24 protein-coding genes are annotated in these 19,170 nt (G+C 63.0%); 2 read left to right on the forward strand and 22 right to left on the reverse strand.

The window, feature by feature from the left end:
* Window positions 1-121: 121 nt before the first annotated feature.
* Window positions 122-562 (forward strand): hypothetical protein, encoded by a 441-nt coding sequence (locus ACXJLU_RS06030; protein ID WP_457329542.1) that lies wholly within the window; start codon window positions 122-124, stop codon window positions 560-562.
* Between the two features lie 188 nt (window positions 563-750).
* Here the strand turns inward: ACXJLU_RS06030 and ACXJLU_RS06035 are convergent, their stop codons facing one another.
* The 16 genes from ACXJLU_RS06035 to ACXJLU_RS06110 form a co-directional block, all read right to left on the reverse strand.
* On the reverse strand, window positions 751-1,452 hold the full coding sequence (locus ACXJLU_RS06035) for a hypothetical protein (RefSeq protein ID WP_457329543.1): 702 nt from the start codon (window positions 1,450-1,452) through the stop codon (window positions 751-753).
* A 638-nt stretch (window positions 1,453-2,090) separates the two neighbouring features.
* Entirely contained in the window at window positions 2,091-2,654 is a 564-nt protein-coding gene (locus ACXJLU_RS06040) for a hypothetical protein (protein ID WP_457329544.1), read from the reverse strand.
* A gap of 35 nt (window positions 2,655-2,689) precedes the next feature.
* Window positions 2,690-3,226: an NIF family HAD-type phosphatase gene (locus ACXJLU_RS06045; protein WP_457329545.1), complete on the reverse strand. Its 537-nt coding sequence runs from the start codon at window positions 3,224-3,226 to the stop codon at window positions 2,690-2,692.
* Between the two features lie 75 nt (window positions 3,227-3,301).
* On the reverse strand, window positions 3,302-3,781 hold the full coding sequence (locus ACXJLU_RS06050) for a GNAT family N-acetyltransferase (RefSeq protein WP_457329546.1): 480 nt from the start codon (window positions 3,779-3,781) through the stop codon (window positions 3,302-3,304).
* Window positions 3,782-4,010: 229 nt separating this feature from the next.
* A complete protein-coding gene (locus tag ACXJLU_RS06055; RefSeq protein ID WP_457329547.1) occupies window positions 4,011-4,427 on the reverse strand; it encodes a DUF4844 domain-containing protein in 417 nt (138 codons plus the stop codon).
* Between the two features lie 153 nt (window positions 4,428-4,580).
* Window positions 4,581-5,093 carry a hypothetical protein gene (locus tag ACXJLU_RS06060; RefSeq protein ID WP_143171751.1) on the reverse strand — a complete coding sequence of 171 codons (513 nt, stop codon included), beginning with the start codon at window positions 5,091-5,093 and terminating at the stop codon, window positions 4,581-4,583.
* Window positions 5,094-5,142: 49 nt separating this feature from the next.
* Complete coding sequence (locus ACXJLU_RS06065) at window positions 5,143-5,487, reverse strand: hypothetical protein (protein ID WP_457329548.1); 345 nt, start codon at window positions 5,485-5,487, stop codon at window positions 5,143-5,145.
* Between the two features lie 332 nt (window positions 5,488-5,819).
* Window positions 5,820-6,335, reverse strand: coding sequence for a hypothetical protein (locus ACXJLU_RS06070; protein WP_457329549.1), 516 nt, complete (start codon window positions 6,333-6,335; stop codon window positions 5,820-5,822).
* Window positions 6,336-6,434: 99 nt separating this feature from the next.
* Window positions 6,435-6,830, reverse strand: coding sequence for a lysozyme inhibitor LprI family protein (locus tag ACXJLU_RS06075; RefSeq protein WP_457329550.1), 396 nt, complete (start codon window positions 6,828-6,830; stop codon window positions 6,435-6,437).
* Window positions 6,831-7,018: 188 nt separating this feature from the next.
* Entirely contained in the window at window positions 7,019-7,486 is a 468-nt protein-coding gene (locus ACXJLU_RS06080) for a GNAT family N-acetyltransferase (RefSeq protein WP_457329551.1), read from the reverse strand.
* A 162-nt stretch (window positions 7,487-7,648) separates the two neighbouring features.
* Window positions 7,649-8,047 carry a hypothetical protein gene (locus ACXJLU_RS06085; RefSeq protein WP_457329552.1) on the reverse strand — a complete coding sequence of 133 codons (399 nt, stop codon included), beginning with the start codon at window positions 8,045-8,047 and terminating at the stop codon, window positions 7,649-7,651.
* 150 nt (window positions 8,048-8,197) lie between these two features.
* Window positions 8,198-8,494, reverse strand: coding sequence for a pentapeptide repeat-containing protein (locus tag ACXJLU_RS06090; protein ID WP_457329553.1), 297 nt, complete (start codon window positions 8,492-8,494; stop codon window positions 8,198-8,200).
* A gap of 770 nt (window positions 8,495-9,264) precedes the next feature.
* A complete protein-coding gene (locus ACXJLU_RS06095; protein WP_457329554.1) occupies window positions 9,265-10,044 on the reverse strand; it encodes a hypothetical protein in 780 nt (259 codons plus the stop codon).
* Window positions 10,045-10,137: 93 nt separating this feature from the next.
* Window positions 10,138-10,674 carry a hypothetical protein gene (locus ACXJLU_RS06100; RefSeq protein WP_457329555.1) on the reverse strand — a complete coding sequence of 179 codons (537 nt, stop codon included), beginning with the start codon at window positions 10,672-10,674 and terminating at the stop codon, window positions 10,138-10,140.
* A 23-nt stretch (window positions 10,675-10,697) separates the two neighbouring features.
* Entirely contained in the window at window positions 10,698-11,108 is a 411-nt protein-coding gene (locus ACXJLU_RS06105) for a VOC family protein (RefSeq protein WP_457329556.1), read from the reverse strand.
* Window positions 11,109-11,145: 37 nt separating this feature from the next.
* On the reverse strand, window positions 11,146-11,508 hold the full coding sequence (locus ACXJLU_RS06110) for a GFA family protein (protein ID WP_457329557.1): 363 nt from the start codon (window positions 11,506-11,508) through the stop codon (window positions 11,146-11,148).
* A gap of 85 nt (window positions 11,509-11,593) precedes the next feature.
* Between ACXJLU_RS06110 and ACXJLU_RS06115 the strand changes: the two genes are divergently transcribed.
* Window positions 11,594-12,652: a DMT family transporter gene (locus tag ACXJLU_RS06115; RefSeq protein WP_457329558.1), complete on the forward strand. Its 1,059-nt coding sequence runs from the start codon at window positions 11,594-11,596 to the stop codon at window positions 12,650-12,652.
* A gap of 43 nt (window positions 12,653-12,695) precedes the next feature.
* Here the strand turns inward: ACXJLU_RS06115 and ACXJLU_RS06120 are convergent, their stop codons facing one another.
* From ACXJLU_RS06120 to ACXJLU_RS06145, 6 genes are all read right to left on the reverse strand, one after another.
* Entirely contained in the window at window positions 12,696-13,451 is a 756-nt protein-coding gene (locus ACXJLU_RS06120; protein WP_457329559.1) for a YoaK family protein, read from the reverse strand.
* Window positions 13,452-13,507: 56 nt separating this feature from the next.
* Window positions 13,508-15,139, reverse strand: a complete 1,632-nt coding sequence (locus tag ACXJLU_RS06125; RefSeq protein WP_457329560.1) for a hybrid sensor histidine kinase/response regulator — start codon at window positions 15,137-15,139, stop codon at window positions 13,508-13,510.
* Window positions 15,140-15,141: 2 nt separating this feature from the next.
* Complete coding sequence (locus ACXJLU_RS06130) at window positions 15,142-16,638, reverse strand: ATPase domain-containing protein (protein WP_457329561.1); 1,497 nt, start codon at window positions 16,636-16,638, stop codon at window positions 15,142-15,144.
* A 154-nt stretch (window positions 16,639-16,792) separates the two neighbouring features.
* Window positions 16,793-17,170, reverse strand: a complete 378-nt coding sequence (locus ACXJLU_RS06135) for a type II toxin-antitoxin system VapC family toxin (protein WP_457329562.1) — start codon at window positions 17,168-17,170, stop codon at window positions 16,793-16,795.
* Window positions 17,167-17,367, reverse strand: a complete 201-nt coding sequence (locus tag ACXJLU_RS06140; protein WP_457329563.1) for a type II toxin-antitoxin system VapB family antitoxin — start codon at window positions 17,365-17,367, stop codon at window positions 17,167-17,169. Before ACXJLU_RS06140 ends, ACXJLU_RS06135 begins: the two co-directional genes overlap by 4 nt.
* Window positions 17,368-17,432: 65 nt before the next feature.
* The gene (locus ACXJLU_RS06145) at window positions 17,433-19,139 is read right to left on the reverse strand and encodes a cyclic peptide export ABC transporter (protein WP_457329564.1); all 1,707 of its coding nucleotides are present in this window, start codon (window positions 19,137-19,139) and stop codon (window positions 17,433-17,435) included.
* Window positions 19,140-19,170: the final 31 nt, after the last annotated feature.

A 19,170-nucleotide genomic window follows, 5' to 3' on the forward strand; every position in this document is an offset into this window, starting at 1 on the left:
GCGACCTCTCCGAACCGGGCCCTTGGCGACGACTCACCGGGTCTCCAGGCAAAATCCAGCTCTGGGGCGAGCCTGACGCCAAGCCTGCCGGAAGCCCACCTTGAAGAATGGAGCAGTATCAATGGCACTGACGAAGAAAGGCGAATACTGGTACGGGACGACGTCCGGCGACACCCAAGCCGAGCTGCGCAGCTACAGCGTTGCGAATCGCCATGAAGCCGTCCGGTTTGCTGCGTCCAAATGCGATTGCGGGTGCCGGGCCTTCGCGCTGCGGACCGATGAAGAAGCCGGCGTCGCAATCCGCATCTGCACCGACTGCGGGGGAGAGCACCCGATGGGCGACAGCGCGGACTACATGGAAGAAGCCGCGCCAGAGACGCACGAGTGCGTGTGCGAGAACGAGGTGTTCGAGCTGATGTCCGGCGTCTCCGTGTACGAGGGCACACATGACGTGCGTTGGTACTACATCGCCTGCCGCTGCGTGGAATGCAATCTGGTCGGGGTTTTCGCAGACTGGAAGTGCGAAGCGGGTGATGCGGCGGCCTTCCTCGCCAGGGCCTGAGCGGCCGAACCCCGCAGAGATCAGGCTCGTAGCCTTGGGGTCACGCTATCCGAAAGCCGCCGTTCACGTCTGGCCGCTTCTGGCCGCTTCTGGCCGATTGCAGGTCTGCGCGCCGTGCGCAGCGAGCGACCGCTGATAGTTTCATTGATCTGTCGGCTCAACGCCAGTACGCAGCATCCGTCGTGCGCTCAGTCCGGCACCTCACCGCCGCAGGTCTTCCAGTTGAAGCGCGTGATCCGTACCATCGCTTGGCCATCGCCTTCATCAACGGGCGTGAAGGCACGGCTGGTGATTCGCTCATCTTCCACAAATGCGCGACGCAGCGGAGACAACACGCCGAGGCACGCAGCATCGTCGGACAGATGGTGATATGTCAGCGCCAAGTCGTTGCGCACTTGCGCCTCGTCGGGCAGCCAGTACATGAAACGGCCGCAGCGATTCAGCAAGGCGCTGAGGGCCTCCGCGGCTTCCCGATACTTTCGGCCGCGGTACAGCGCAGTGAAACGGTCGCGCTCATGCTTCACAAGCACTGCACGGCAGGCTGGAGCTTCGCGGTAATAGTCGCCCTGGAAGAAGGCGCGAGATCCGCAAGGCCCCCTGCATGCGGCCTCGGTGGCCGGATCCGGGTTGATCGACACTCGGTCGAGGCTTCTTTCGAAGCTGATCTTGCATCCCTCCTGCGTCACAGCCTTCATGTCTCGAACGGTGGCCTCCAGTCCGCACGAGTGGCCGTTTGCCCCGATGGTGTCCAGTTGAAGCTTGCCATCCTTCTCAACGACCAACGTACCCCATCCTCCCTCGGTGATGTACGTGCCCGCAGGAATCGACTGGGCTTGAACGGCGTGTGTTGCACAGCTTGCAGCCAGCACGATCGCAGCGTATCGAAGCATTGGAATCATTCTCTTAGAACCCCTCGAAAGGAACAACGCCGGAGAGGCTTGCGAACTGTTCGAAAGCTGCCTGTCACGACCGACTGGTCGTGGACGGTCGCTTGCCTCGCCCGGTCGCCTGTAGACGACCCGTTGCTGTCAGTCGGTTACCCCGACGATATGCGGGTGCGCAGTCGTTTGCCGGGCTAGGGGGTTCGGTAGATTGGTGTCTGCACACTCGATGAAACGACTATCCATTCACCGTCTTTCTCCACGTATCGGAACACGTCCTTGAATCGTTGGTCGTCACCGGTGCAGTTGCCCCATACGTCCACCCACAGGGCTCCACCTTCTGACTCACCACCCACGGCTCTGGTTAGCGTACATCCCGAATGCAGCTTCGCAAAATCAGCTGCCACCTGCGCATCGGTGGGGCCGCTGCAGCCCAAGATCGATGCGCCGCAGAGAGCCGTAGCCGCCACTGCCAAGACACAACCGAGAACAGAGGGAAGCTGTTGAGGAGTCATCCGCAGAGCTTGGGTCGATATCGCGAAGCCAATGTGAAGTCTGCGTGCTCCGAGGCCATATCGCTCGCCCGACAGCAGTCGTCCACTAGCGACAGGAAGTGGCCGACAGCGGCGATCCAGCTGCACAGCGACTCAGCCACTATCGGCAGCAAAGTAGTCGACGATCTCCTTGTCGTCGCTGACCATGTGATCGGTGATGTGGAATACCTTCTGGATCCACGGGTGCTGGAGCGCTACTCTTCGATCGAGGGTGCGACCGAGGAAGGTGACGTGTTTCCAAGGGGAGTCCGCTGCGTCCACCAAGCCTACCTGGAAACTGTCTTTGTCAGCCCGGATCTCGAACGCGAAGGCGGTCCTGTTTTCCGGCTCGCCGCCTTCACCCCATTCGCCTAGGCCGATCAAGCCACTCAGTCTCTTTTCCGCATGCCCGTTCGTGAAACTCGCGTAGTAGACCGCATACGCATCATTTCCGTTGTAGACAAAGCGCGTGAGGCGGACCGTGGACTTCCCGCAGCATTCGCACGTCGTCTGCGTCGGTTCTTCAAACTCGATTCTGATCATGGAGTGGTCCGTGGTGCGCGGCGTTGTTTCCAATTGTGCGGTTCGCAAGCCGCCCTTGGCGACCGACCGCTCATGGCCGACTGTTGCCGATCGGCTGCCGTGCTTGATCGCCTGTAGGCATCCCATCAGCGGCATTGAGGGCACCGAGGTCGCAGCCTGAAAGCCGTCGTCTACCTCGGACTTTCGGCGACACGCGACGCAAGCGTAGCTTCAACCGCAAGAAGCTCGACGTCAGACTGGTCACCCGTGAATGGACGAACTGCCAGGTGCGATCTTGGCTGACGTGCGACCTTCTCTGCACTGTCGTCGACCATCAGCACGCTCTCTGGCGCATACCCAAAGCACATCAAGCGCCTGAGGTCTTTGATGTAAACATACCCGCCTGACGCGATGTCTGGACGCTGCACACATCGGGCGACCGACCAAGCGAACTTCAACGGAAAGCCTTCCGGGAGCAATGCTTGAACGACACCTTGCACGTATTCCTCGCTTGAGGAAGACCAGACTCCCACGTCGAACTTTGACGCCGTGAATTGGAGAATGCGACGGGCATGGGGTCTGGCATAGACGTAGTACCGCCCGACCTTGGCGATGTGCGAGGCGTCGAGGGCTTGCTCTCGGGCGTGAACCAAGGTCTCGTCCAGATCGAATACGACCAACCGCAACGAAGCGGCATTTGGTGCACCATTATTTGGCGGAGGCGGCATCTCTAGAGCCTACCCGAAAGCCGCCGCTCGCGAAGGACCGCTCGTGGCCGGACGGCGACACCGAATCATTACCGACTAATCCCTCGCAGCGAATGCCGTTCGGTACTTGACGAAGCCACGTTTGGTCGAACCTGAATACCCACATCGCTCGAAGAATCTATGAGCGCGCTCCCGGCCCGCGGCGCTCAGCAACATGATCTTGGAACAATCTGCTGCCGTGCAGAAGGCCTCGACGGCTTGCAAAAGGCGCTCGCCGATGCGCAAGCTGCGCGCCGCTTCGTCGACGATGATGTTCTCGACCACCGCGAACGGTCGTCGACCAAACATCACGTCGGCACAAAGCGAGACCATAACCGTGCCGAGTACTGCGCCACCGTCCTCGAAAACGAACAGCGCAGTGTTCGGATCGTTCGCTACCTCCGTCAGCCGCTCCGGCAACACGCGAATCGCCGGATTTGACACCAGCATCGCGTAGAGCCGTGCGATACCCGATGCGTCCAACTCGGTGGCTTTCCGGACGACGCCGGCGACGTCTGAAGTTCTCTTGTCAGGCATGAGTCATTGTCGTTCGGGTGGCCGCTCGATCACCACACTGCCTGTTCGTCGCCGTCTGCGGCTTCGCACTGGGGAGGCCGGATCGTTTCGCTCCCTCTCAATTCGCAACGGGCAACCGCCAGGAACGCGATCGCACGGCCCCGCGAGCCCGATACCGGTCGCTCGCGAATGGCAGAAAATGGCCGTCTCCTGTCGAAACTCACCGCTCCCATTTCGAGCGCAAAACGCGTCATATGGAGATCATGAACCGGCTGAAAGCGCCTCGGTCGCTCTTGATCCCCAAGCTCTTGAAAATGCGCGCGAGGTAGTGGACGCACGGTTCTCTCGCCTCGGTGTCTTCCAAGTAAAACGCTTCGACGGTCGGAGTCATCTGTCCGAAGACCCATGTGTCGCTCGGGTTCGCCTGTATGCCGGCAACGAGTCGATCGATGAGTGAGTTGATGAGCGGCTCAAGGCGGCGACGCTCCTCCACGGCAGGTGCGCCCGGCAGGTTGAGAAACTTGGGCTCCTTCCGCAAGGCCTCGAGAGCAGCAACCGTACTTGCGTCGATATGCAGGATTACTGAAGCGCCCGGAGAGGCTTTCGCCGTCAGCACCGGCAGGAACACCAGAAGTGCGAGCGCGGAAGTGCAGGTACGTCGGCTCATGATGAGAGTATGCGATGAGGTGGGCGCGGGGGGCCTGCCTGCTCAATAGCAGTCACTCGCGACCGGCAGCAAGTGGCCGGGTGGAGGCATTCGATCATGTGGCGGCACACCCGACGAAGCCCTGGTGCCCACGTCGACGAAGGATGGGGGGCGTCATCTTTCCTCCAGATACTGACCCAATCCAATCTGATCTATCGGTGTTTTGTGACGGGCCGCGAGTTCTGCTGGCCCAAGAACTCGACACTTGTTTGCGCTGCCGTCTTGTGAAGGGGCAATGCAGATCGTCAGCGACTTGAGGGTGCCACGTTCTTCAACGGCCACGATCTCCCTGAGGCTGGGACCCATGAAGCAGTTCTCGCCGAATACGGCGCCGCGAATGAGCGTCGTTCGATTTCGATACAGGACTATGTCGACGGTTGGCATTGCTCCGCAACGGCGTTCTGAATAGGGGCCTCGTACGGCTTTGACGACGTAGCGTGCCTTCCGCATCTCGCATTGCACTGGAAATTCCGAAAGGGAGTTTTGGCCTTGGTCACTGTCGGGAATGTATCGAACTGAGAAAACTCCCTCTTCGGGGGAGCAAGTAAAAGCGGCGATGTCCTGAGCCCAAGACGCTTGTCCAAGCAGCAGACTCAGCACCGAACTGGCGAGATAATGGCGTTTCATGACGATCAACGTCCTCTCGGGGGAAGGGTTCGGCGGCGTGCCGGCATGACTAGTTGCCCGTCCTCGTGAGCAGACCCTTGTCAAGGATGAGCGGAGAGTCACCTTGCTCACCGGCACTTATTTCTTCTTTCGTCTCCCAGTAGAGCGCATCGTTCTTCAGCGTCGCAACACCCTTGACGACAGCGCCGTTCCGTCCGCTGGTGACGACCAAGTGCGCCACGGTGCCGACCACCCTTCCTTTGCCCGTGCCCTCACCACCCTCGTTGAGGCGACTGCAGCCTGCGGTTGCAAACGTGTGGGAACCCGTGATCCGAGCACCAGATTGCTTGAGAACGAAAGAGGCCATGCCGCATTCGGCGTTCGCTGCTTTCTGTTCGGTCGTACGCAGATCCATCGACCAGATACCTGAGAAATTTGCACCGGCAGCGACCGCAAAGGTAGGGAGCAGAGTCAACGTCGCGGAGAGGAGAACGGTTCGGCAAGGACTCATAGGCTGCTTGTCGTTTGGCACGAGAGGCTCGATCCGGCTTGCCGGGGCCATCAAGGCATTGCGCCACTATCGCACGGCTGCGAAGCAGACTTTCACGAGTGTCGGCAAGTGGCCGGCTACGGCCTTTCGAGTCATGTTGTTGACCCTCTGCGGCTCGGTGGCACGGTTGCAGCTCCTTCATACCCGCCCGCTGCAAGATTGGCGAGGATCGAGAACGCCAAGTGCGCGTAGGTGCGCTAGAAGGCGTTCTGAAAGCATGGCTGTTTCGATTTTCCATGCGCGGCGCTGCTTCTTCGAAAGTAACGGTCATATATCCCTGCGCGAACTCCGCAGGCAAATTGGTCGTTGCACGCGCCGTTGGCCAAGACAACTATGCTCTTCGGCTTGATCTCGACGGTCAGTCGGCAGAGGGCTTCGCCCCGCTCCTGCCTGGCTTGGGAATCCTCGTCCGGCACCAATGAGAAAACCTCACGCCCTCCCTTCTTGAAGGTCTCCAGGTGACCGTTGGCTTGGCACACGTGCCCGTAGTCACCGATCACGAGCAGATCGAATTCATACGTGGTTTCGGAATCCTGTCGAAGTCCAAGGTGATCCACCACCGAGAGGCGCTCATCCGGCGCCGCAGACGCCTCCCCTGCCACAGTGATGGAGTGCGGTTCGAGGTAGCACCCGTCGATCGGCTTAGAAGTCGCTATGCCGATGGATCCCAGCGTCAGAGTCGATGCGATCAGCAGGGAGAGGAGGTGGCGCATGCGCTTCCTGGTGTGTTGGCGGTCTTGGAAGGCTGCATGGTGCCACTGTCGTCGCACTCCGCAGGTGCGGCTGGAATTTCGTGAAGCCGCACGGGGAACTCACTTGAAGTAGGGCAAAAGATCCTCAAGGTACTTCGTTCTCTCCGCAGTTGTTTCAGCCATGCAGTCACCCAGTTTGGCTGAAACGAAAGAGCCACCCGCGCCTTCATAAGTCGCCTCGAACGCGCAATGTGACTTCTGGAATTTCAGCCAGTCTCGTTGCGCGATCTGCAAGTTCTCTTCTATCGCCACTTCACCGCGCTTACGGAGAGCATTCCGTAGTTGCCTGTACACGATATTCAACTTGACATCGGCTGCTGCGTGTCGCGCCGCGGCGCAGGCGACTAGCTCTGCTCCGCTTTCCGAAGATTCGCACTTCGGCCCCTTCTCCTCTGCGGATGTGCAGAGGGGCAGTATCAGCAACGCTCCAGTGGCAAGCAACCTCAGGTGACTCATCTACTTCCTCTGACCCTATTGCGGGCTGGCTGGCCGGCGGCGCGCCGCCACGGCGCACTTGCGTCGACATCGTAGCCGCTCATCGCGCAGCTGAAGAGCGGACGTCGCTGAAGGGCAGCTCTTGGCCGGCTACGGGCGTTCGACGACACCATGCGAACGGTGGAAATGTTCGCATGGCCCTGGTTTCGCTATGAGGTGGAGCGAAGCCACTTCTCGAGGCGGATGCCGTCGAGCTTCTTTCGATACATGCCACGTTCCAACTTCACTTCGTGATACCCGTGCTCGTTGTAGAAGCATCGCGCCGCAGCATTCTCGCGTCGCGCTTCGACGCGGATGCGTTGGGCGCCTGCGATGCTTGCCGCAGCTTCCAGCCAGCGTAGCAGCGCACTGCCGACGCCTTGGCGCTGGTTAGCTATCGCCACAGCGAACAGTACAAGGTGAGCTTCGTCATCCAAATACCTCATGATTCCGAAGCCACGAATCCGGCCTGCCTCTCGCAAGACCGCGACATTCGTGTTTGGATCTTGAATGGACTTCTCGACAGCCTCGGCACGCCAGTTCCAGCTCATGCCGTGTTCGATCAGATCACGCGACATCACTGCGATCTGATCAGCGTCGCCGACCTTGGCCACACAGATCATCGAATCAATGTTCATTCCGGCAAGGGTGCGTGGTGAACGTCGGGCGAGCCTACCCGAAAGCAGTCGGCCGCGATCGACCGGTTGAATCCGTCGCCGGCTCCAGGCATTCGACCACGCAGCACGTATTCCAGACGACGACACCAGGCGAAAGTATTTCCTGTGCGGGAAGGCGGCCACTCAAGGCTCATTTTCATCGACCTTCCGGCGCACCTGGTGGCGGTTGCCTGCAAGGCGCGTCGGGTATTGAGCGCGCTCGAAATCCGCTGGCTGAAAGGCAACTGGAAACAAGTCGCAGAGAAGATCACAGAATGCGTTGAACGAAGGCCCCCCGGGCCCAAAGGTGTCGATGAGCGCCGCGGCCCAACCCTGTGACCCGCTTGCTCCAGTACTTGTGCGAACCAGCTCCGTGAAGTGTGCGTTAAAGGCTTCGTGGGTCCCCAGCGCGCCCGTTGCTGCAAGTGCGGCATCGAAGCCGTACAGCTGCATCTCCAACTGCCGTATGTCGTGATCGAGCATGTACATGCCGGGCCTTTGGCATGCCATGCGCATGAAGTCGATCGTCGCAGGATGGATCATTCTGATCGATATCCCTCTGTTCCTTCATCGTCATACGCGAACAGTCTTCACTGCCCAACCCTACCCGACAGCGGACGTCGGAGACCGCCCGCTCCTGGCCGAACTGAGACCCTTGGGCTTCAGCTCTATGCGAACTTGCGCGGCACCCCACTACCACTCCCAGGATGGCARCTCATCATCATCGCGCAGTTCGCAGCCGTAGAACGTCGCGCCCTTGACTTTGACTCCCTCTCGTAGGGCACCCGTTGCCTTGATGGACTCTATCGCGGCGAGCTCGAATATCGCCCCCGTGAGGTCGGCATTGGAGAAGTCGGCACACTTGACGTTGCATTCGCGAAAGCTCGTTCCCCGCAGACTTGCACCGGTGAAATTCGCATCAGCGAACCAAGAATGACTTCCGAAGTCTGCACCGTCCAGCACGATTCCAGAAAGATCGGTGTCGCTCAACTCCGTCTCCGGAAACGATCTTTCCCCTGCGGCATAGCGGGCCTCGAGTTCGGCCCGGCTCGYTGGCGGCCGATAGTCATCCGGAGCTTGAAACAAGGGAAACTGTCCTTCCAGGACGGCACTTTGGACTACGGTTAGCCTACCGAAAAGCGATCGCCCGCGAGAGACCGCAACTGGCCGATCAAGGGCTTCCTACGATCACTACTCATATTGATCGACGTCGATGCCGGAGGCCTGAATCTCCTCAGCACTCGCCGAACGAAGAGCATCCATAGCGTCGCAGTGAGGGCATCTTGCTACACCCTCACTCAGCCAACGTTCCTGCGTTTGAAGCAGGCGCGCGTCTGCAAACTGGGAGCCTTCCTCGGCACACTCGATGCTGATCCTGCAGCAACTGCAACACTTGACCAACAGCAACGAAGTGCCTTGTCCGCAAACCGGGCAAGACCTTCTCAGATGCCAAGCAGGCGAATCGATTTGCATGGGACGGTCTCGGGAAAAAACTGGCGCGTCGGCGCGGCAACTAGCCTATCCGAAAGCCGTCGTCCGCGAGCGTCCGCTCGTGGCCGATTGTTGCCGATCGATGATTGCGCTCACCCCAATGAAGCTGGCGAACGGGTGGTGCGTCTGCTCGGAGGTACCGCTCGACATCTGCAGACGCCAGCCATCAAAAGTTGAAAGTTCGCAGTCCCATCCGTGTCGCTCATTGAGTGCACTGATTGCTTGTTCCCACGCCTGGTCGGGTTGAAGCTCAAGGGCGGCTCTTCGTATCAGAGTCCGTCATGGACCGTCAGCAACCCCAGTTCATGCATTGCGGCCCGGTTGACTCGATCGGCAAATATCGGGAACAGCGGATCCTCTACGACGGATGCGCCCTCCCACGAAGTGAGCTGATCCCGGAGTGCTATCACTTCGACGGGAGACAGGTAACCGGCAAACGAGAGATCGTCGAATCCTGGCCATGCGGGGGATTGGGGCGCGAACCAGCACCCCGGAAGCACCCGCTCATAGAGAAACAGCGATTCAAGCAGTTCCTGAAGACGAGGCGGTGCTTCCTCCCTGCGTGAATAGGCGTAGTACGAGAGTCGCTGCGGCTCCCAACGCACATCGAATGCAGCCTCCAGAAATGCATAGCGGTTCTTTGTTCCCGCCACTTGCTTGAGCCCGGAAGGATCCCTAAGGCCGCCGAACACGTCGTCTGCAAATGGATCGTTTCCTGGCAGGTTGACGACAGCGGTCTGCGTGATGGCAGCAGCGAGAAGATAGACGCCCGAGTCGGCGACCTTGAGAAATCCGGTGCGCTGGCTGGAGTCTCGAAGGTCAATCCGCAAGTAAGGTGGTTGCAGAGGCGAATTGAACAGCGCTAGGTGGTCGGCTGGCGCACTGAAGTCGTCCGTCAATAGATCGCCGTACGCGTCTCCCGCCGGCACGTACTTCGCGTAGAACTCACCTGCTGGCATCGCACCGGCGCGAACCGCGAGCCAGGCAGGAAGCACGCGCTCCCACAGCGCTTGCCAGTCGAGGGGAACGACACAACTGTATGAACTCATGGAACTGTCCCTGAAGATCGCGTACTGGTGACACCGAAGCGGTCACAGGCGAAGGACTGCCTATGGCCGACTGTTGCCAATCGAGCGGCCAGCCTACCGTTCAGTCTGCACGGCGAGGACTGTCAACTCGCGCCCGCCCAGCTCGAGAGAATTTCGCCAGACGTGCTTCACGCCAGATACCTCCAAGAACGCACCTCGGTACGCCTTCTGAAGGAGCTCCTTGCGCAAGACTGGGGTGAGCGACGGCAACGCGGTCGTTGGGATGTTTGAAGCCCAGGTCATGGCAAATCCGGTGAAGTTGCTGTGACTGCCCTGCGCGACATGGTTGGCGCCGGCGTAGCTGACGATGTAGGTGAAGAGTGGCACGGGGCGAATTCTATGAAGCCGGAAAGCTGACGTTGTCCGAGGACGGCTCCTGGCCGATTGTTGCCGATCGGAAGCAAGCTCAGTTCGCTGTTCGGCGAGCAGCCAAACGCCGCGACTCGCGTACCGTGCCACCGCTCCAGGCAGATTCCCTGCAAAGCTGGCAGCGTCGCTGCTCGGCATGCGTTGCATCACCGGTTCGTACGCGGCCGCCAACATATCGACGATGCGTTTGGCGTCGGCAGCGCTGGCTTGGCGGACATGCATGTTGTCAGGACGCACGTTGCACCTCACAGCGTCATTCGCAAGGTGGGTTGAAGCAGGTCCCACAGGTTGCCGTAGAGATCCTCGAACACCGCGACTTTGCCGTAGGGTTCGACCGTCGGAGGGCGCACGAACGACACACCTTTGGCCCTGTAGCGCGCGTAGTCGCGTTCGAAGTCGTCGGTGTAGAGAAACAGGAAAACCCGCCCGCCCGTCTGGTGTCCTATCCGCTCGACCTGCTGAGGATCTGATGCGCGAGCGAGCAGCAGCCGCGACTCCGTGGCGCCAGGCGGGGAAACGACCACCCACCGCTTGTTCTGTTCAGGGACGAACGAGTCCTCGACCAGCAAGAACCCCAGCGTGTCCACGTAGAACGACAGGGCCTCGTCGTAATCTCGAACCACGACAGAAACCAGCCCAAGGGATTGCTTCATCATCGAATCGCCAGTGCACGGTGGGTGGCCGGATGCCGACTCACTCGTCGAAGAATTTCCGGGTGTCCGCCCCATCGAATTTGCGGACTCGCACTGAGGCGATCAACTGCGGGTCGAAGTTTCCGAGGTGCACGCCATGCCTCGCGCCAGCCTTCACCTCGATCGGCTCCCAGTGCGTGACACAGCCGCAATGTCGACAGCGGATCGTGCGCAGGGTCTTGTCGCCCTGGACATAGGCCTCGGTCGAGCCGGGGTGGCCTTCGATGGTCACCTTCCCGAACTCGAAGTACACCCAGGGGCCGCCGATCCTGCGACAGAGCGAGCAGTTGCAGTCCGTGGCAACTTCCGGTGTGGATGGCAGCGTGAGCCGGACGGCGCCGCAATGGCAAGAGCCTTGATGCATCGTGGGGACTTCCGTTTGATCTACACCATGGGAAGCCTACCCGAAAGCAGCCGGACGAGACCGACTGCTGTGCTCCACTTGCGCCATGTCCTTGAAGTCCGCTGCCCCCGCCCTCGCCGCCGCGCTGCTGTTCGGCGCCAGCACCCCTCTGGCCAAGCTCCTCGGTGCCGAGCTGCCGCCGATTCTGCTGGCCGGCCTGCTCTACCTTGGCAGTGGGTTGGGTCTCGCCGTGGTCCTGGTGATGCGGCGAGCCGCAGGCCTCGCCGAGGAGGCCGGAGGCGCCACGCTGGCCATCCCCCGCAAGGACATTCCCTGGCTGGCTGGCGCCATCATCGCCGGTGGCGTGTTCGGGCCAGCGTTGCTGATGGCGGGCCTGGCCACGACGGACGCGGCGCCCGCAGCGCTGCTGCTCAACGTCGAAGGCGTGCTGACGGCGGTCATCGCCTGGCTGGTCTTCAAGGAGAACGCCGATCGGCAGATCGTCCTCGGGATGGCTGCCATCGTCGCAGGCGGCGTGCTCCTGTCGTGGCAGCCCGGGGCAGCACGTCTTTCATCAGGTGCGTTGCTCATCATCGGTGCCTGCCTCTGCTGGGCGATCGACAACAACCTGACGCGCAAGGTCTCGGCCAATGACGCGCTCGTGATGGCCTGCCTGAAGGGCGTGCTCGCGGGAACCGTGAACACCTCGCTGGGCCTCCTCGCCGGCGCCCACCTGCCCCCGCCCGGCCCCCTTGCAGCCACGCTGGTCGTGGGATTGGCGGGCTACGGCCTGAGCCTGGTGCTGTTCGTGGTCGCGCTGCGTTCGTTGGGGACTTCCCGCACCGGGGCCTATTTCTCGGTGGCACCGCTGTTCGGCGTCCTCATCGCCTTCGCGCTGTGGCCGCAAGTACCGTCGTGGAGCTTCTGGGGCGCCGCTGCGCTGATGGTCGCAGGCGTCTGGCTGCACCTGCGGGAACGGCATGATCATCTGCACACGCACCGGCCCATGGCGCACGTGCATCGACACACGCACGACGAACACCATCAGCATCACCATGACTTCCCGTGGGACGGGACATCACCGCACGTGCATCCGCATCAGCACGCTGCGGTGACCCACCAGCACGCCCACTTTCCCGACATCCATCATCGGCACCCGCACTGACACCACGGAGCAGTGACCACGGAGCAGTGCCAACGCTCCTGCTTCACCTGATGCGCAAGGATTCACGCAGCGACAACTCGCGCACCAGCGGTGGAACCGACAACGCCAGGAGCAGCAAGGCCAGCGGCACGACGCAGATGAAGCCGACGTGCTTGAAGCCCAGGGCACCCGCCACGCCGCCCGCCAGGAACATCAGGATGAGGCCAGCCGAGCGTTGCATTCGCGCCTGTTCATGCCGAACCATGGCGGTCGCAGGCGTGTTGCGCGCGTTCCAGTACGCCAGCTTGCCCAGTTCCATCCCGAAATCCGTGATGTTGCCGGTCATGTGGGTGGTGCGGATGCTGCCGCCCGAGGTCTTGGAGCCCACGGCGTTCTGCAAGCCCATGATGAAGGACAGCAGCAGCACCGTCAGCGGCACGGCAAACGGCGTCGTCCAGGTGAGCGTGATGGCGCCCATCAAGCCGAACGGAAACATGAGGGCCGCCTCCAGCAGCAGCGGTGGCGCATAGATGCTGCGAAGCCGGCTCTGGCGTGCCCAGTTGACGAGCACCGCGCAGACGGCCGCCCCCAGGATGAACGCGAGGATCGCACCGAGGGCGTTCAGGAACAGCATGCCGTTGCCGAGCACGGCGCCATCGGCAAGCTGCGACGCGAAGCCGGTCATGTGCGACGTGTACGTGTGCAGGACCAGGAACCCTCCGGCGTTCACGGCGCCGGCATTGAAGGCCAGCAGCAACCCGAGGGTCCGGTTCGTCGAGTGCGAGCGGTGACGGTAGGTGATGAACTGAAGTCGGCGCATGTGCACGATGTCGCCTGAATCCTCGACAAAGTCAATTCTTTCCTGATTCCTTGGGGTCACCGGCCCGAATGCATCACGCCGGCGACGGCGGCGATCAATGCAGGCGGTTCGACGGGCTTGCTGATGTGCGCCGAGTACCCGACCTCCAACGCCCTGGCCTTGTCTTCAGGTCGCGCAAAGGCCGTCAGTGCGATGGCCGGAATCGGATTGCCGGTGTCGCGGATGCGTTTCATGAACTCATAGCCGTCGATCTCGGGCATTCCGATGTCGCTGACGATCAGGTCGAACTGCCCGTCCCGGAGCGCCAGCAGGGCCTGCACGGCGGAATCGACGGCGATGACGTGCCCCCCCTCGTCCAGCAGGAGCTGGTTGACCATCTCCCTGCCGTCGCGGTCGTCTTCCACAAGAAGAATCCTGATGTTCAGGATGCGCTTGGGGGCGGCCGGTGGATCGTGTTCGGCGTCGTTCGCCGCTTCACGCGTCGGCTGCGCCGTCTCGATGGGCGGCAGCCGCACGGTGAATGTCGCACCCTTGCCGATGCCGTCGCTCAGGGCCGCGATCGAGCCGCCGTGCAGCTCGACCAGCCGGCTGACGATGGCCAGGCCCAAGCCCAATCCTCCCTGCGATCGCGTCGTCGACCCATCCGCCTGTCGGAATCGTTCGAAGACGTGCGGCAGAAAGTCGGCAGAGATTCCGACGCCGTTGTCGACGACCTGGACCACCAGCGTCTCCCCCTCCTCGGCGGCTTCGACCCGCACCACGCCGCCGTCCGGTGTGAACTTGAGCGCGTTCACGATCAGGTTCCGGAAGACCTGCAGCAGTCGCTGCGGGTCGCCGGTGATCGGCGCCAGGGCCGGATCGAACACGGTGACGAGTTCGATCCCCTTGGACTGGGCGCTCGGAAGCAGCGACGACACGACCTGTTCGAGCAACTGCGATGGCACGACAGTCTGCAATTCCAGGCTGACCTTGCCCGCGACGATGCGGCTCATGTCGAGCAGGTCCTCGATGAGCCGCGCCTGCGAATTCGCGTTGCGCTGGATGGTGTCGATGCCTCGGGCCAACTCGCCGAGCTCGGCGCGACGTCGTTGAAGCACATAAGTCCATCCGAGGATCGCGCTCAGCGGTGTCCTCAACTCGTGCGACAGCGTCGCGAGGAAATCATCCGTTGCACGATTGGCCGCCTCGGCTTCGGCACGCGCGCGACGTTCCGCCTCGAAGAGCCGCTGGTTTTCGAGGGCCACGGCCTCGAACTGCTCCAGCTGGCGCCGAGCGTCGTACTGCCTTCGGCGAGATCTGATCGCCGAATTGGCGGCGCTGACGAGCGTGTCGGCGTTCAGGGGCCGTTCGAGAAGCACCTCGTTTCCCAGCTGGGCCAGCGCGGCCGCGGCCTTGACGGACCTTCGCGCCGGTTGCCGGGTCGCCAGCACCACGAACGGAAAGTCCGACCACGGCGGCTGGCTCTCGATCCAGTGCTGAAGCGACGAGGCCCCCTCTTCGTTCAACGACTCCTCGGTGAGGATGGCTGCGGTCGTCTCGTCGCCGAGCCCGGCCGTCAGCTCGGCCAGGTTCGCACACACCTCGACGGCGATGTCGAGCCCCGACAGCACGTGCTCGATCACCACCGCATCCCGCCCCCTGGGAGCGAGCACGAGGACCCGTCGGCGGTTGCTGCCGTCGCTCTGCACGCTCAGCCTTGCGGATCGGCCAGCAGCGGCGTCGATCCGGTGTACGCGACCGCGCCCGCCAGAATGCCTTCGAAGTCCCTGAGCTCGTCGCCGACCTGGATGCCGGAGGGCGACCCGAGACGAAGCTCGCGGATCGACCGTTCATTCTGGGTGGTGCGGCTCTTCAGGACCGCGAGCGCGGTGCGAACCTCGCTCTGCGCCTCGAAGAATCGATAGAGAAGGATCGTGTCGCTGAGGTAACTGAGGTCGATGTCCGAGTGGACGTCCCCGACGAGCCCATGCTGGCCCACGATCAGCAGCGTCAGGACCCCTTGCTGGTTCAGGTAGGTCAGCAGCTCGTGCATGTGCAGCATCAGGAAGCTCTGCCCCGGCATCGCATGCACGTAGGCGTTCAGGCTGTCGATGCCGACGAAGGTCGCGCCCCGCTTCGAGACGCCGCCGACGACCCGCGACGCGAATTCGCCCGGCGACAGCGAGGCGGGATCGATCTGGTGGATCACGAGCCGGCCGGACTCGATGTGCTCGTCGAGCGCCATGCCGAGGTTCCTGCTGCGGGTCAGCAGCGTCGCGACGCCTTCATCGAACAGGTAGTAGTCGGCGTTCTGCCCGCGCTCGAGCGCCGACAGCATGCATCGCACGGCGGTGGTGGTCTTGCCGGCGCCCGAGGGGCCCAGCAGCAGCATGTTGGTGCCGACCGCCAGGCCGCCGCCGAGCATCGCGTCCAGCTGGTCCGAGCCGGTCGTGACCAGCGGCGCGTCGAACGGGGTGTGGTGCTCGGCAGCGATCAGCCGGGGGAACACCTCGACGACGCCGGTGTCGAGCATGAAGTCGTGCCAGCCGCCGTGGAACTTCGTGCCGCGCATCTTGACGACGCGCAGCGCCCTGCGCTCGGCGCCGAACTCACGCGCTTCCTGTTCGAGGCTGATCACGCCGTGGGCGATGCTGTGCAGTTGCAGGTCGGTGGGCTCGGAGGTCTTGTCGTCCAGCAGCAGGACCGTGCAGTCGCGGTCCGAGAAGAAGTGCTTGAGCGCGAGGATCTGTCGGCGGTAGCGCAGCGGATCCTGGGCCAGCAGGCGCATCTCGGACAGGCTGTCGAAGACCACCCGGCGCGGGTTGAGCCGCTCGACCTCCTGTGTCATCGTCTTGACGGTTTCGCCGAGCTCGATTTCAGACGGATGCAGGATGGTCTGGGCTTCTTCGGCCATCAGGCCGATGTCGTTGCCCAGTTCCTGGATCTCGATGCCGTCGAGCGTCCAGCCGTGGGAGGCGACGACCGCACGCAACTCCTTGGCCGTCTCCGACAGCGTGATGTAGAGGCCGGTCTCGCCCGCCGCCACGCCGGCCATCAGGTACTTCAATCCGAAGGTGGTCTTGCCCGTGCCGGGCGTGCCTTCGAGCAGGTACATCCTCGACGGGGTCAGGCCGCCGCCCAGTATCGAATCCAGTCCCGGGACGCCTGTCGAAGTGCGAACTGGCCCGGCCTCGCTGGTGTCGGTCATGCCATCTTCCTTCAGTGTGGTGCCGTGGGCGGGCTGTGCGCCCACCACTCCTGCCTCTCTTTGGTGAAGACAGTATTCACAGCGGTCCACTCAGGAGCAGTCGGCAAAGCTCGGATGCCCCTGTAGGAAAACTCCACGTATGAAGCGATCCAGTTCAGTGAGCACCGGCGGGCTGGTGGGCACAACCCAGCAGCTCGGCGGCTTCGCGCAATCTCCGATCGCGCGTCCACAAGGTGGAATTCGGCGTCAAAGCGGCCGAGGCGAGCAGATGCACGTCGACATAGCCGATACCCTTCCCGTGAAGGGTGTGGCGCTCGATGAACTCCAGCACCTCGGCACCCTCGGCAACAACAGCCGCCGGCAAGTCCTGCAGCAGCTCCAGCACATTGCGCCGATCGGCGAGGCTGCCACACGCGATCTCTCCGACGATGAAGGGATGCATTACCACCGTGCCGCGCTCAAGCAATGTGGCCAGATGGGTGTCACCTTTCTGCAAATGATCGACCCACACCGAGGTATCGACCAGGATCAAGTTTCGTCTCCGCCACGGCGGCGGGAAATAGCTTTCAGTTGCGGTTGCGTGCCGCCGAGCCGAGCCAGACGCCTGGCACTCTCGCGCTCGATGAGCGCTTTCAAGCCCTCGCGCACCATGGCCGACCGGTCCAGTGGCCCGGTGAGCTTGGTGGCCTTGGCCAGCAGATCGTCATCGATGGTGATGGTGGTTCGCATGTGTGAACGCCTTAGGCTGCCTGGGTGGGCACTGAATGTAGCATCACCTGATGCGCAAAAGTGATTCACGCAGCGATCGCTTCCGCCGACTCCTTCACCGGCCCTTCCACCTTCCCCTTCTCCATCCGCACCACCCGGTCCGCCACATGGAAGTACCGGTCGTCGTGCGAGATCACCACCACCAGGTGGCCCTTCGCGCGCAGCTCGGGCAGCAGCTCGGTGTAGAACAGGTGGCGGAAGGCCGGGTCCTGGTCGGCGGCCCATTCGTCGAACACCAGCACCGGCCGGCCCTCGAGCCAGGCGTGCACCAGCGCCAGCCGCTTGCGCTGGCCGGTCGACAGGTCGGTGGTGGTGAATGCGCCGTCGCGCACCGACACCTTGTGCGCGATCTCCAGCCGCTCCAGGTAGGGCCGCGCCGCCTCCGGCAGCGGCTGCGGCGCCCCGCCCTCGCCGGCCAGCAAATCCTGGAACAGGTAGAAGTCGGAGAACACCGTCGTGAACAGCTGCCGGTAGTCGTCGCGCGTCGCATCGGTCACCGGCGTGCCGTCCAGCCGCAGCTCGCCCTGCTGCGGCGCATACAGCCCGAGCAGCAGCTTGATCAGCGTCGTCTTGCCCGAGCCGTTGTCGCCGACGATGAAGACCAGCTCGCCGCGCCGCAGCACCAGGTCGATCGGGCCGAGCACGAAGGGCTCGCCGCCGCCCTCGGGCGCCTCGAACGCATAGCGCACGCCGCGCAACTCGATCGCGCCGGTGAAAGCCACCTCGCCGGCCGGCCGGTCCAGGTGCAGGTGCGGCTCGGGCGTCGCGAAGCGCAACGACAGGTCGCCGATGCGCTGGAAGGCCACCTTCGCGCGGCCGACGTTCGGCAGCACGCCGACCAGCTGGTCGATCGGGCCCTTCAGGAACAGCAGCACCAGCACGAAGCCGCTCAGCACCGCCGGCGCCACCGTGCTCGCCGCCGCCCAGCCGAGGATCACCGCGATCAGCAAAAAGAACAGCGCCGAGCCGAACGCGCTGCCGATCACGTAGGTGTTGATCGCGCGCTGGTTGACCGCGCGAATGCCGTCGACCGTCTGCTCGATCTGCCCCGACATCATCCGTGCCCGCCGCCCGCGGTGCATGCGCAGCTCCTTCGCGCCCTCGCTGATGCCGCGGTAGGCCTTGTGCAGCTGTTCCTCGCCGTCGCGCGCGCGCCAGAAGCCGGCCTCGGCGCGCGTCAGCACGACCGCCTGCACCGCGGCGCCCAGCACCAGCGCGATCACCAGCAGCCCGAACATCGGCAGCGACAGCCACGCGAGGTAGCCCAGGCAGCCGAGCGCGATCGACAGCGCGATCACGGTGGACGCGAGCACGAAGCCGGCGTCGCTGATCATGTCGACGTCCTGCGTCAGCACCGGCATCAGGCGGTGCGTGCGGTAGCGCTCCAGCGCATCGATCGGCGCCGACAGGATCTTCTGCGCGAGCGACTTGCGCACCTGCGCCACCAGGCGCTGGCCGACGCGGTTGGTCGACATGTCGGAGGTGACGCGGCCGACCAGCGCCACCGCGCACAGCGACACGAAGGTCAGCAGCAGCCCGCCGGCCATGCCGCCGCTGCGGTTCAGCACCTGGTTGATCGTGCCCAGCAGCGCGACGGTGGCCGCGCCGGCCGCGATGCCGGTGACGACCGAGAGCAGCAGCCACGGCAGGAAGGGCCGCAGCAGGCGGGCGACTTCCGCGAACGGGCGGTCGACGGCGGGCGGGACGGGTGGGGTCGGGACGGGATGGCTCATGCCTTGCATGACGAACCGCGTGCCCCCTCGT

Source organism: Rhizobacter sp. P5_C2, from assembly GCF_054049715.1.

Excerpts from the sequence above, each read along its gene's own strand:
- ACXJLU_RS06030 (WP_457329542.1), top strand. The coding sequence starts at position 122 with ATGGCACTGACGAAGAAAGGCGAATACTGGTACGGGACGACGTCCGGC.
- ACXJLU_RS06035 (WP_457329543.1), bottom strand. The coding sequence starts at position 1,452 with ATGCTTCGATACGCTGCGATCGTGCTGGCTGCAAGCTGTGCAACACAC.
- ACXJLU_RS06040 (WP_457329544.1), bottom strand. The coding sequence starts at position 2,654 with ATGCCGCTGATGGGATGCCTACAGGCGATCAAGCACGGCAGCCGATCG.
- ACXJLU_RS06045 (WP_457329545.1), bottom strand. The coding sequence starts at position 3,226 with ATGCCGCCTCCGCCAAATAATGGTGCACCAAATGCCGCTTCGTTGCGG.
- ACXJLU_RS06050 (WP_457329546.1), bottom strand. The coding sequence starts at position 3,781 with ATGCCTGACAAGAGAACTTCAGACGTCGCCGGCGTCGTCCGGAAAGCC.
- ACXJLU_RS06055 (WP_457329547.1), bottom strand. The coding sequence starts at position 4,427 with ATGAGCCGACGTACCTGCACTTCCGCGCTCGCACTTCTGGTGTTCCTG.
- ACXJLU_RS06060 (WP_143171751.1), bottom strand. The coding sequence starts at position 5,093 with ATGAAACGCCATTATCTCGCCAGTTCGGTGCTGAGTCTGCTGCTTGGA.
- ACXJLU_RS06065 (WP_457329548.1), bottom strand. The coding sequence starts at position 5,487 with ATGGATCTGCGTACGACCGAACAGAAAGCAGCGAACGCCGAATGCGGC.
- ACXJLU_RS06070 (WP_457329549.1), bottom strand. The coding sequence starts at position 6,335 with ATGCGCCACCTCCTCTCCCTGCTGATCGCATCGACTCTGACGCTGGGA.
- ACXJLU_RS06075 (WP_457329550.1), bottom strand. The coding sequence starts at position 6,830 with ATGAGTCACCTGAGGTTGCTTGCCACTGGAGCGTTGCTGATACTGCCC.
- ACXJLU_RS06080 (WP_457329551.1), bottom strand. The coding sequence starts at position 7,486 with ATGAACATTGATTCGATGATCTGTGTGGCCAAGGTCGGCGACGCTGAT.
- ACXJLU_RS06085 (WP_457329552.1), bottom strand. The coding sequence starts at position 8,047 with ATGATCCATCCTGCGACGATCGACTTCATGCGCATGGCATGCCAAAGG.
- ACXJLU_RS06095 (WP_457329554.1), bottom strand. The coding sequence starts at position 10,044 with ATGAGTTCATACAGTTGTGTCGTTCCCCTCGACTGGCAAGCGCTGTGG.
- ACXJLU_RS06100 (WP_457329555.1), bottom strand. The coding sequence starts at position 10,674 with ATGCATGTCCGCCAAGCCAGCGCTGCCGACGCCAAACGCATCGTCGAT.
- ACXJLU_RS06105 (WP_457329556.1), bottom strand. The coding sequence starts at position 11,108 with ATGATGAAGCAATCCCTTGGGCTGGTTTCTGTCGTGGTTCGAGATTAC.
- ACXJLU_RS06110 (WP_457329557.1), bottom strand. The coding sequence starts at position 11,508 with ATGCATCAAGGCTCTTGCCATTGCGGCGCCGTCCGGCTCACGCTGCCA.
- ACXJLU_RS06115 (WP_457329558.1), top strand. The coding sequence starts at position 11,594 with ATGTCCTTGAAGTCCGCTGCCCCCGCCCTCGCCGCCGCGCTGCTGTTC.
- ACXJLU_RS06120 (WP_457329559.1), bottom strand. The coding sequence starts at position 13,451 with ATGCGCCGACTTCAGTTCATCACCTACCGTCACCGCTCGCACTCGACG.
- ACXJLU_RS06130 (WP_457329561.1), bottom strand. The coding sequence starts at position 16,638 with ATGACCGACACCAGCGAGGCCGGGCCAGTTCGCACTTCGACAGGCGTC.
- ACXJLU_RS06140 (WP_457329563.1), bottom strand. The coding sequence starts at position 17,367 with ATGCGAACCACCATCACCATCGATGACGATCTGCTGGCCAAGGCCACC.
- ACXJLU_RS06145 (WP_457329564.1), bottom strand. The coding sequence starts at position 19,139 with ATGAGCCATCCCGTCCCGACCCCACCCGTCCCGCCCGCCGTCGACCGC.